Genomic DNA, 12,021 nt, shown 5'->3' on the forward strand with positions numbered 1-12,021 from the left:
CCACTCATATGATTGGCGCACTTTTTTATTTGCCTGATTTCACGGAGCCGCTAGCGGATGATGCGCCAATACGAGCTCGTTGAGCGCGTGCAAAAATACAAGCCCGACGTCAACGAGGCGCTGCTGAACAAGGCCTATGTCTACGCCATGCAGAAGCACGGGCAGCAGAAGCGGGCAAGCGGCGATCCTTACATCTCCCATCCCCTGGAAGTGGCGGCGATCCTGACCGAGATGCATCTGGACGAATCCACGATCGCCGTCGCGCTGCTGCACGACACGATCGAGGATACGACCGCGACGCGGCAGGAGATCGACGATCTCTTCGGCGAGGATATCGGCGCCTTGGTCGAAGGCCTCACCAAGATCAAGAAGCTCGACCTCGTGACCAAGAAGGCCAAGCAGGCGGAAAATCTTCGGAAGCTGCTGCTCGCCATTTCGGACGACGTTCGCGTGCTCCTGGTCAAGCTTGCCGATCGCCTCCACAATATGCGCACCCTCGACCACATGTCGGCCGAAAAGCGCGCGCGCATCTCCGAGGAGACGATGGACATCTATGCGCCCCTGGCAGGGCGCATGGGCATGCAGGACATGCGCGAGGAGCTCGAGAACCTGTCCTTCCGCCACATCAATCCGGAGGCTTACGAGACCGTTACCAGGCGCCTCCAGGAGCTCTCCGAGCGCAATGAGGGGCTGATCAAGAAGATCGAGGAGGAACTGAGCGAGCTCCTTCAGGCCGAGGGGCTTACGGAATCACAGGTCAGGGGACGCCAGAAGAAGCCCTATTCGGTTTTCCGCAAGATGCAGTCGAAATCGCTTTCCTTCGAGCAGCTCTCGGATGTCTGGGGCTTCCGCATCATCGTCAACGACATTCCGTCCTGCTATCGCGCGCTCGGTATCGTGCACACCCGCTGGCGTGTCGTGCCGGGACGCTTCAAGGACTACATCTCGACCCCGAAACAGAACGACTATCAATCGATTCACACGACGATCATCGGCCCGTCGCGCCAGCGCATCGAACTGCAGATCCGCACGAAGCGCATGCATGAGATCGCCGAATACGGTATCGCGGCCCACGCACTCTACAAGGATCGCGACACCGTTTCCGGTGACCTGACGCGCACTCCGACATCGAATGCCTATTCCTGGCTGCGCCGGACGATCGAATCGCTCGCCGAGGGCGACAATCCGGAGGAGTTTCTCGAGCACACCAAGCTCGAACTCTTCCAGGATCAGGTCTTCTGCTTCACACCGAAGGGGCAACTGATAGCGCTGCCGCGCGGCGCCACCCCGATCGACTTTGCCTATGCCGTCCATACGAATATCGGCGACACCTGCGTCGGGGCCAAGATCAACGGTCGCATCATGCCGCTGGTGACCCGGCTCAACAACGGTGACGAGGTGGAGATCATCCGGTCGGGTATTCAGGTGCCGCCGCCGGCCTGGGAAGAGATCGTCGTCACGGGCAAGGCGCGGGCCGCCATCCGCCGCGCCACCCGCGCCGCCATTCGCAAGCAATATGCCGGCCTCGGCTATCGCATCCTCGAGCGCACCTTCGAACGGGCGGGCAAGACCTTCTCGCGTGAGGCTTTGAAGCCGGTGCTGCATCGGCTCGGGCAGAAGGACGTCGAAGACGCCATCGCCGCGGTCGGGCGCGGCGAACTCTCCTCGCTCGACGTGCTGCGCGCGGTGTTTCCCGATCATCAGGACGAGCGCGTGACCGTGAAGCCCAGCGCCGACGACGGCTGGTTCAACATGCGCAGCGCCGCGGGCATGATCTTCAAGCTGCCGGAGCGGTCGAAGGAAATGGCCGCCGCCGAGCAGGCGGAGGGGCCGGAAGCCCTGCCGATCCGTGGCCTCTCCGGCAATGCCGAGGTCCATTTCAGTCCTGCCGGCGCCGTTCCCGGCGATCGCATCGTCGGCATCATGGACAAGGACAAAGGCATCACCATCTATCCGATCCAGTCGCCGATCCTGCAGAAGTTCGATGAAGAGCCCGAGCGCTGGATCGACGTTCGTTGGGATCTCGACGAGGCGAACAACAGCCGTTTCATGGCGAGGATTGCGGTCAGCGCCCTGAACGAGCCCGGCACGCTGGCAGAGGTCGCACAGGCCATCGCGACCACCGACGTCAACATCCGTTCGCTTTCCATGGGGCGCGTCGCCGCGGACTTCAGCGAATTGCAGTTCGATCTCGAGGTCTGGGATTTGCGTCAGCTCAACCATCTGATGGCGCAGCTCAAGGAGCTGCCGAGCATATCCATGGTCAAGCGCCTCTTCGAGTAGCCGGTTTCTGTGCAATCTGCCTCAGAAATAAGCATCTCGTAACAATGATGAGCCGCGCCATGCACTCATTGCATGGCTGCCGACGCTTCGCGGGACTGGTGATGGTTCGGCTGGTGAACTATCTTTCGCATCGGGAGGTGAACGAAAGGGGTTTGCCATGTTCAAGCAGTTGAAGAAAATCACCCGTGCCCTGCACATTCCGAGCATCGAAGAACGCGAGACCGCCTATCTGAATGGCTCCGTCGACCGGATCGACCTGGAATACCGTCAGCGTCAGATCGACCGCGGCCTTTTCCGGAAGGGCTTCTGATCGCGAATGCGGCGCGCCCGAAAGGCGCGCCACGGCTGCTGCGCCCGGCGGTAGCCTGAGCTATGCGTTTTACGAATGGCTCTCTTGCCTTATCTGTCAGTCTGACGCCTTACGACGCTGCGTGTCCTGCGGCTGTAACGCTTTGATCTGCCGCACGTCTCAGTCTTCAAGGATTGAAGGAAACATGCAGCAGCTTGCACATGGCGTGTGCGGCGCCTATCTTGCGCCCATCGTAAGGCGGGCGGTCCGTCTTGCGCCGGCGGCGGTTTCGAATGCGATCATGACGGCATAATGTTATTCAGGCGCAGAAAACCGGTCACACTATCCGAGAGGCTTCGCGCTTTCTTCTGGCCGCGCAAGGGGCTGACGCGCGCTCCGCGCTACATTGCCCTTCGAATTCTCCGGCTTAACTCGTCTCCGCACTCGATCGCCGTCGGGGTGGCGGCGGGTGTCGCGTCGTCCTTGACGCCGTTCTTCGGCCTGCATATCGTTCTCGCCGTCCTTCTGGCGTCGGTGTTTTCCGGAAATCTCATCGCGGCCGCGATCACGACGCTGCTCGCCAATCCCATCACGATACCCGTCATCCTGACGGCTTCCTACGAGGTCGGCACGATGCTCACGCAGCCGCAAGCCGCTCAGGTGATCGGCGGCCAAGAGATCATGCGGATGATCGAACATCTCGATTTTGCAAGCCTGTGGGGCCCGGTCTTCAAGCCGATGCTCATTGGCTCGCTCCCTCTTTCAGCGGCGGGCGCCTTGATATTCTACCCGTTTGCCTTTCAGACGGCCCGCCTCTTCCAGAAGCGGCGCCGGCAGGCCCGCGCGCACAAATTCGGACATCCGACATGATCATCGGCATCGGCAGCGATCTCATCGATATCAGGCGCATCGAAAACTCGCTCCAACGCTTCGGCGAGCGTTTCGTCAACCGGTGCTTCACCGATATCGAGATCGCCAAATCCGAAGGCCGCAAAAACCGTGCGGCCTCCTATGCCAAGCGTTTCGCCGCAAAGGAGGCCTGTTCCAAGGCACTGGGCACCGGTCTGGCTCAAGGCGTGTTCTGGAAAGATATGGGCGTCGTGAACCTGCCCGGCGGGAAGCCGACGATGCAGCTGACCGGCGGCGCGGCCGCGCGCCTTCAGGAATTGCTGCCGGTCGGCCACCGCGCCGCAATCCATCTGACCATCACCGACGACTTCCCGCTTGCTCAAGCTTTCGTGATTATCGAAGCGCTCCCGGTTGCCCCCGCCGAGGGAACGGTTTAGAGCACTTGCCGAAGACCGGCCCGCGGTCGCTTGAAGCACGGCATTCCCGCGACATATAGCATCGAGTTGCGGGGCGGCGTGCGCTTGAGTTCGGGCGCAGACGAACGTTGAAGCGTTAGGCCCGGTGCCCCGGGCAGGATGACAAGGAAGACTGAGCGTGGCAGAAAAGACAGAAGCGAAGCAGAGCGGTCTCTGGGAGAACGTCAAGGTCATCATCCAGGCGCTGCTCCTCGCCGTGGTCATCCGCACCGTCTTCTTTCAGCCCTTTACGATCCCTTCCGGCTCGATGATGCCGACGCTCCTTGTCGGCGACTACATCTTCGTCAACAAGTTCGCCTACGGCTATTCGAAATACTCGCTGCCCTTTTCGCCGGATCTTTTCAGCGGCAGGATCTTTGCGAGCGAACCGGACCGGGGCGACATCGTGGTCTTCCGGTTCCCGCCCAATCCCGACATCGACTATATCAAGCGCCTCGTCGGCCTGCCGGGCGACCGCATCCAGGTCAGGAACAGCATTCTCTACGTCAACGACAAGCCGGTCGAACGGGTGCCGGACGGCACGTTCCGCGCTGACGATCAGTACGACACGGGCGGCGATGTTCCTGTCTATCGCGAGACGATGGACAACGGCATGACTTACGACACGCTCGACCAGTTCCCCGATTCGCGCGGCGACAACACCCGTGAATTCATCGTCCCGGCAGGTCATTATTTCATGATGGGCGACAACCGGGACAACTCCGCCGACAGCCGTTTCGACGTCGGCTTCGTGCCGGCCGAAAACCTTGTCGGCCGGGCCAGCCTGATCTTCTTCTCGCTCGGCAACGACACCTCGTTCCGGCAGATCTGGAAATGGCCGGCGAACCTGCGTTACGATCGTTTATTCAAGGTCGTCCACTGATGAAGGGCCGCTCGTTGAACGGGGAGGACCGGGCGCGGCTCGAGGCCGCGATCGGTTACCGGTTCGCCGAGAAGGAACGTCTCGACCGGGCGCTGACGCATTCGAGCGCTCGCAGCGGCCGCGCGATCAACTATCAGCGGCTCGAATTCCTGGGTGACCGGGTGCTTGGGCTCTGCGTCGCGGAACTCCTGTTCCAGACCTTCACCGATGCCAACGAAGGCGAGCTCTCGGTGCGCCTGAACCAGCTCGTCAGCGCGGAGAGCTGCGCGAAGGTGGCGGATGAGCTCTCGCTGCACGAATTCATCCGTACCGGCTCGGATGTGAAGAAAATCACGGGCAAGCACATGATGAATGTGCGCGCCGATGTGGTAGAGTCGCTGATCGCCGCGATTTATCTCGATGGCGGCCTCGACGCGGCGCGACGTTTCGTGCTCGAGCATTGGACGCATAGGGCCGCAAGCGCAGACGGCGCCAGGCGGGACGCCAAGACGGAACTGCAGGAATGGGCGCATGCCAGATTCGGTGTCGCGCCGAAATACAGGACGGATGACCGTTCCGGGCCTGATCACGATCCGCGCTTTACCGTGACGGTGGAGGTCGACGGGATCGCGCCGGAGACGGGGGTCGATCGTTCCAAGCGCGGGGCCGAGCAGGTCGCCGCGATGAAATTGCTGGAACGCGAAGGTGTGTGGCAGAAGCGCTCTGCCGGAAATTGACGGATATCATGACGGATACTCAAAAGGATACGGCCGCCGGCGCAGTGCCGACGCGCTCGGGCTTCGTGGCGCTGATCGGGGCGACGAATGCCGGCAAGTCGACATTGGTCAATCGCCTTGTCGGCGCGAAAGTGTCGATCGTCAGCCACAAGGTGCAGACGACGCGGGCGATCATCCGCGGCATTGCGATCCACGGCAGCGCGCAGATCGTCTTCATGGACACGCCCGGCATCTTCAAGCCGCGGCGTCGGCTCGACCGCGCCATGGTCACCACGGCCTGGGGCGGAGCCAAGGACGCCGATCTGATCATGCTGCTGATCGACAGCGAGCGCGGGATCAAGGGTGACGCGGAGGCGATCCTCGAGGGCCTGAAGGAGGTACATCAGCCGAAGGTCCTCGTCCTCAACAAGGTCGATCAGGTTCGCCGCGAGGATTTGCTGAAGCTTGCGGCCGCTGCGAACGAAGTGGTCGCATTCGAGCGCACCTTCATGATCTCCGCGCTGACGGGTTCCGGCTGCGAAGACGTGATGGATTATCTCGCCGAGACGCTGCCGGAGGGTCCGTGGTACTATCCCGAGGATCAGATCTCCGATCTGCCGATGCGCCAGCTGGCCGCCGAGATCACCCGCGAGAAGCTCTTCCTTCGTCTGCATCAGGAGCTTCCCTATGCATCTCACGTGGAAACGGAGAAATGGGAGGAGCGCAAGGACGGTTCCGTGCGCATCGAACAGGTGATCTACGTGGAACGGGACAGCCAGAAGAAGATCGCCCTCGGCAAGGGCGGCGAGGCGATCAAAGCGATCTCGACCGCCGCGCGCAAGGAAATCTCCGAAATTCTCGAGCAGCCGGTGCACCTCTTCCTGTTCGTCAAGGTGCGCGAGAACTGGGGCGACGATCCGGAACGCTTCCGCGAAATGGGGCTCGACTTTCCGAAATAGCGGGAAGGACCGTCAGACGCTCTTCAACGTCATGCGGCGTTCGAGCTCCGCAGCCGGTTCACCAGCCTTCCTGGAACGCCTTGGCGACGGAGACTGATGCGGAACCGTGATCATGCGCCGCGAATGTAGCGAGAGCAGCAAGGGCGGCGGCCGCGAGAATCCATAGGTCGACATATGTTGACCCTTGCACGAGGAAGGTTGCGCCGTTCGGCTACTGTCGATTGGCCTGGTCGGTCGCTGCGCCGGGGCGCTTTCCGAGAAGGGGAGCGATTGTTTCCGCCCTGTTGGTCCAGACGTAGCCGGAGAAGCGCTCGGGAACGAAAGCGAGATCATCGGTGCTGTCGATGCCGGAGGTGAAATCTCCTCCGCTGTAAGGGCCAAGCAGGATGATTTCGCTGCCGGCCGCCTGCATGCGGGCCGCGAACCGGTGGGGCCAGCCCCACAGAAAACTTGCATAATTACTCGGCACGATGATCAGCGTATCGCGACAGGCATCCGGTACGATGCCGGTCCAGCCATAGGCGGCATAGCGGCCAAGGCAGGCGATCGTGGATTGTCGATCATAGCCTCTGAGCCCCGGAACCAGCCGGAGCGTTTCCTGCGTCGGAGCGGTGCCGCCATAGACGCCGAACACCTGTTTGCGCCACTCCGGGTGGAACCGGAGGAGGACCGCGAGGGTCGCTCCTTCCTCCCGCCTCTCGCTCTTGAAATTGATAAGGAAGCGGCCCTCGGGCAGGGCCTTGAAAACTTCCGTCAGCGTCGGCATCTGGCCGGCCCCCTGGCCGCGGAAGGGGAAGGACTTGCCGCCGTCGGCCGTATAGCCGTAGCCGATGTCCAGTGTCTTCAGCTCGGACATCGGAGTGTCCTGGGTGACGCCGCTCCCATCCGTCCGACAATCGAGCGTCCAGTCGTGAAACACGGCAAACTGGCGATCCGGTGTCAGGTGGACGTCGAGTTCGACGACGTCGGCGCCGCTCTCCATCGCCGCGCGCATCGAGGCAATCGTGTTTTCGAGATAGCTGTGGCGCGGCGTTTCGATGCGCTCGGCGGTGCAGGTGTCGTTGTCGAGACCTTCCGAGGAAAAAACCTGGTGGATGCCGCGATGAGCGAGGATCTTTGCATTGCCGGAGGGGGGCGGCGCCAGAAGCGACGTGTTGAGAAGCCAGACGATGGCGACGACGACGAGCGCAACCGCGGCGATCTTCTTCATCGTGTATCCTCCTCTCGCGACGGGCTTGCCGCGACAATGTGGCGTGACGATGTTACCGGTTGGTATACGCGTGTTACAAGGACCGGCACCACTCTGTTACCGGGTCCATGACGGGTCGGCCACCACTAAGCGCAGGTAGGCGCTCGGAAGCGGCCCCGCAACATCCGAGGAGAGCCCGTTTCCAGTGCTTTCGAATTTGCTAAGCAAACAAATCTTTGAGGGGCCACAAAAAAGCCCCATTGAATAACCGCCGAACACAGCTAAGTTAATGGAAGTTCTGATGGATAGGAGCCCGATGGGCTGGCCTGACGAATTCCCGCAGCTGGTCCTTGCCTTGCTTCGCGAGGACTCGCCGGAAACCGTGAGGTCGCGCTCGAGCCGGTTTCTCGCCGCTTCCGGATGTGGCCGCCCGCTTCCAAGCTGCCGCATGTCTGCCCTGAAGCCGACCAGCCGCTCACCCGCTCCCCCTGTGAAGGAACCGATGGTCCGTTTAGGTCTGAGCTGAGGTAGGATATGAATGCGGGTTTGTTGAATCTACTTCGCCGGCTTGTCGAGAAAGGCAAGCTGACGGTCGTTTTCTCGTCGGGTGAAAAGGTGGTTCTGGGCGATGGTACGGGCAAGCCGGCGGCCATCCGTTTCGCTGATGCCGGAGCGGAAAAAGCCGTTCTTCACGATCCAGGGCTGAAATTCGGCGAAATGTACATGGACGGTCGCGTTCTCGTGGAGGAGGGCGATATTTTCGACGTGCTGGCCATCGTCAAGAGCAATGATCTCGACAAGGCGGCAACCTTCACCAATTCGATCGTCGCGCTGGGACACATCTTTCGCCAGCAGATGAAGAGCCGGCTGCCGGTAAACCGCAACCGCTACAACGTCGCCCACCATTACGATCTGGACGGCAAGCTCTTCAACCTCTTCCTCGACGAGGACTGGCAATATTCCTGTGCCTATTTCCATCCGCCGGGCATCTCGCTCGACGAGGCGCAACGCGCCAAGAAGCGGCACATAGCGGCAAAGCTGCTGCTAGAGCCTGGCCAGAAGGTACTGGAAGTGGGTTCCGGCTGGGGCGGCATGGCGATGTACCTCGCCGAGTCGTCGGGGGTCGAAGTCACGGGCATCACGCTCAGCGAAGAGCAGTTGAAGGTCTCGCGCGAGCGCGCCGCAAGGCGCGGGCTTTCGGACCGGGTGCGCTTCGAACTGCAGGACTATCGCACCATGCAGGGAAGGCAATTTGACCGCATCGTCTCCGTCGGCATGTTCGAACATGTGGGCATCGGAAATTACGGCAATTTCTTCCGCAAGATGAAAGAACTGCTGAAGCCGGACGGCGTGATGCTGCTGCATTCGATCGGTCAGATCTACAAACCCTGGGCGACCAACCCGTGGATCGAGAAGTATATCTTCCCCGGCGGCTACATTCCCGCCCTGTCGGAGGTATTGCCACGGGTCGAAAGCAACCGCCTGCTCGTCAAAGACATCGAGATTCTGCCGCTGCATTACGCCTGGACGCTCAGGGCCTGGCGCGAGCGTTTCCTGGCGCAGCGGGAGGAGGCGGTCAGGCTCTATGACGAGCGCTTTTTCCGGATGTGGGAGTTCTATCTCGCCGCCTCGGAAACGGCCTTCCTCTACGACAAGCATTTCGTCTTCCAGCTCCAGCTCTCGCCGTCACTCGCGACGGTGCCGGTGTCGCGCGACTACATCGCCATCAAGGAGCGCGAATTGCTGGAATTCGAAAAGACCCGCGAACGGCTGGAACTCGTCGCGGTGTGAGGGGGCGGGCGAAGGCCCCCTCATCCGCCCACGCGACGGCACCGTCTCCTGATCTTCTGTGGAGTTCGCCCGGGCGGCCATCGGCCTTCACTTGGCCTTGATGGTCTGCGCCGGTATGGTCCGGCCGAAACAGGAAACGGAACGAGAGAATGGTCACGACCGCAAAGCCCATCGCCGCCATCATCGCCAGCGAAATCAAGGCGACCGCCGCCCAGGTCACAGCGGCAGTCGAATTGCTGGACGGCGGAGCGACGGTGCCTTTCATCGCCCGCTATCGCAAGGAGGTCACCGGCGGTCTCGACGACACGCAACTGCGCGTCCTGTCGGAGCGGCTTACCTATCTGCGCGAGCTTGAAGCGCGGCGGGCGTCGATTGTCGATTCGATCCGCGGCCAGGGCAAGATGACCGACGAGCTCGAAGGCAAAATCGCCGGCGCGGTTACCAAGGCGGAACTCGAAGACATTTACCTGCCCTATAAGCCGAAGCGCCGCACCAAGGCGGAAATCGCGCGCGAACGGGGGCTGGGCGCACTGGCTGAAGCAATTCTTTCCGACCGCTCGATCGCGCCGGCCGAACGCGCGGCCGCCTTCCTCACCGCCGATGTGCCGGACGTCAAGACCGCACTCGACGGCGCCCGCGATATCATCGCCGAGGCCATGACCGAGAACGCCGACCTTCTCGGGCGGTTGCGGAACTATATGCGGGAGGCAGCCTTCCTGCGCGCTCGGGTCGTGGACGGCAAGCAGGAGTCCGGCGCCAAATTCTCGGACTATTTCGACCACTCCGAGCGCTGGGCGACGGTGGCCGGGCACCGCGCATTGGCGATGTTGCGCGGCTGGAACGAAGAGGTCCTCTCGGTCGATATCGTGGTCGATCAGGAGGCCGCGCCTTCGCAAAGGCCGACCGAGCGGATGATCGCGGCGGCCTACGGTGTCGGCGATCGGTTGCCCGGCGACAGATGGCTGCTGGAGGTCATCGGCTGGACATGGCGCGTCAAGCTTTCGCTTTCGCTGTCGCTGGACCTGATGCGCGAGCTGCGCGAGCGGGCCGAAGAAGAGGCAATCCGCGTCTTCGCACGCAATCTCAAGGACCTGCTGCTCGCGGCACCCGCGGGCTCGCGCGCGACCATGGGCCTCGATCCCGGGATCCGCACCGGCGTCAAGGTCGCGGTGGTCGACGGCACAGGCAAGCTGCTCGACACCGCCACGGTCTATCCCTTTCCGCCGAAGAACGACATTCGCGGCGCCCAGGCAGAGCTTGCGGCGCTCGTGCGCAAGCATAAGGTGGAACTGATTGCGATCGGCAACGGCACCGGTAGCCGTGAAACGGAGAAACTCGTCGCAGACATGCTCGCTGCCATGCCGGCGCCGAAGCCTACCAAGGTGATCGTGTCCGAAGCGGGTGCATCGGTCTATTCCGCTTCGGAGACGGCGGCTGCCGAGTTTCCGGGCCTCGACGTTTCCCTGCGGGGCGCCGTCTCGATCGCCCGCAGGCTGCAGGATCCGCTGGCCGAGCTCGTCAAGATCGAACCGAAATCGATCGGCGTCGGCCAGTACCAGCACGACGTCGATCAGTCGAAGCTGAGCCGCTCGCTCGACGCCGTCGTCGAGGATGCGGTAAACGCCGTCGGGGTCGATCTCAACACCGCCTCGGCGCCGCTCCTGGCGCGTGTCTCCGGACTGGGCAAGTCCTCGGCCGAGGCAATCGTCGCGCACCGCGATGCGATGGGGGCCTTCGCCAGCCGCCAGGAGCTTTTGAAAGTGCCGCGTCTCGGCGCCCGCACCTTCGAGCAGTGCGCCGGCTTTCTGCGGATACCGAACGGTTCCGAGCCGCTCGACGCGTCTGCGGTGCATCCGGAGGCCTATGGCGTTGCCAAGAAGATCGTTGCAGCCTGCGGGCGGGACGTGCGCTCGCTGATGGCAGACAGCGCCGAGCTGAAAAAACTCGATCCGCGCATTTTCGTCGACGAGCGCTTCGGCCTGCCGACGGTCAAGGACATCCTGGCCGAACTCGAGAAACCGGGTCGCGATCCGCGCCCGAGCTTCAAGACGGCCACCTTCGCGGAAGGCGTGGACGACATCAAGGATCTGAAAGTCGGGATGCGGCTCGAGGGCACGGTGACCAACGTCGCAGCGTTCGGCGCCTTCGTCGATATCGGCGTGCACCAGGACGGCCTCGTCCACGTGTCGCAATTGGCCGACCGCTTCGTCAAGGATCCGCATGAGGTCGTCAAGGCGGGTGACGTCGTGCAGGTCCGCGTCACGGAGGTCGACGTCGCCCGCAAGCGCATCGGGCTCTCCATGCGCAAGGAAGGTAGCGCCGACACGCCCCGTGAGTCGAGGGGGGCGACACCGAAGGGCGCGAACCGGGGCGGGTCGGCTCGGTCGCAAACACCGCAGGAGCCGGCGCAGGGCGCGTTCGGCGCGGCGCTGATGGCGGCGATGAAGAAAAAATGAGAGCGTTTGATGGAACGGCACGCATGGAAGGATCGTTACCCGGGCATCGATGCTCGTGTGATGGCTCAGGTTGCGCTCTATAATTCAGCCAACTGAGATGTAACCCGCCTCCGTCACACTTTTCGGATGGCGACATCGCTCCGTCTCGTGAAGGTGTCGACCATCGAATGCC

10 protein-coding genes are annotated in these 12,021 nt (G+C 62.3%); 9 read left to right on the top strand and 1 reads right to left on the bottom strand.

Features of this window, described 5'->3' with window-relative positions; translation table 11 throughout:
- Positions 1 to 57 precede the first annotated feature (57 nt).
- The 7 genes from AC6CIG_RS10345 (at position 58) to era (ending at position 6,413) form a co-directional block, all read left to right on the top strand.
- Positions 58 to 2,283 carry a RelA/SpoT family protein gene (locus AC6CIG_RS10345; protein WP_018094595.1) on the top strand — a complete coding sequence of 742 codons (2,226 nt, stop codon included), beginning with the start codon at positions 58 to 60 and terminating at the stop codon, positions 2,281 to 2,283.
- 157 nt (positions 2,284 to 2,440) lie between these two features.
- Positions 2,441 to 2,593, top strand: a complete 153-nt coding sequence (locus AC6CIG_RS10350) for a DUF3563 family protein (RefSeq protein ID WP_018094596.1) — start codon at positions 2,441 to 2,443, stop codon at positions 2,591 to 2,593.
- 291 nt (positions 2,594 to 2,884) lie between these two features.
- Positions 2,885 to 3,442, top strand: coding sequence for a DUF2062 domain-containing protein (locus tag AC6CIG_RS10355; RefSeq protein WP_437408818.1), 558 nt, complete (start codon positions 2,885 to 2,887; stop codon positions 3,440 to 3,442).
- Positions 3,439 to 3,858 carry a holo-ACP synthase gene (gene acpS / locus AC6CIG_RS10360; RefSeq protein WP_018094597.1) on the top strand — a complete coding sequence of 140 codons (420 nt, stop codon included), beginning with the start codon at positions 3,439 to 3,441 and terminating at the stop codon, positions 3,856 to 3,858. Before AC6CIG_RS10355 ends, acpS begins: the two co-directional genes overlap by 4 nt.
- Positions 3,859 to 4,015: 157 nt before the next feature.
- A complete protein-coding gene (lepB, locus tag AC6CIG_RS10365) occupies positions 4,016 to 4,759 on the top strand; it encodes a signal peptidase I (RefSeq protein ID WP_127712567.1) in 744 nt (247 codons plus the stop codon).
- Positions 4,759 to 5,475: a ribonuclease III gene (gene rnc, locus AC6CIG_RS10370; RefSeq protein WP_018094599.1), complete on the top strand. Its 717-nt coding sequence runs from the start codon at positions 4,759 to 4,761 to the stop codon at positions 5,473 to 5,475. Before lepB ends, rnc begins: the two co-directional genes overlap by 1 nt.
- Positions 5,476 to 5,483: 8 nt before the next feature.
- Positions 5,484 to 6,413 (top strand): GTPase Era, encoded by a 930-nt coding sequence (era, locus tag AC6CIG_RS10375; protein ID WP_026168570.1) that lies wholly within the window; start codon positions 5,484 to 5,486, stop codon positions 6,411 to 6,413.
- 211 nt (positions 6,414 to 6,624) lie between these two features.
- On the opposite strand, the gene AC6CIG_RS10380 is transcribed toward era, so the two are convergent.
- Positions 6,625 to 7,623: a glycerophosphodiester phosphodiesterase family protein gene (locus AC6CIG_RS10380; protein WP_437408819.1), complete on the bottom strand. Its 999-nt coding sequence runs from the start codon at positions 7,621 to 7,623 to the stop codon at positions 6,625 to 6,627.
- 513 nt (positions 7,624 to 8,136) lie between these two features.
- Between AC6CIG_RS10380 and cfa2 the strand changes: the two genes are divergently transcribed.
- On the top strand, positions 8,137 to 9,393 hold the full coding sequence (gene cfa2, locus AC6CIG_RS10385) for a cyclopropane-fatty-acyl-phospholipid synthase (protein WP_018094603.1): 1,257 nt from the start codon (positions 8,137 to 8,139) through the stop codon (positions 9,391 to 9,393).
- A gap of 149 nt (positions 9,394 to 9,542) precedes the next feature.
- Positions 9,543 to 11,849, top strand: coding sequence for a Tex family protein (locus AC6CIG_RS10390; protein ID WP_437408821.1), 2,307 nt, complete (start codon positions 9,543 to 9,545; stop codon positions 11,847 to 11,849).
- The last annotated feature ends 172 nt before the right edge of the window (positions 11,850 to 12,021 follow it).

This window comes from Sinorhizobium sp. GQ132 (genome assembly GCF_059758575.1).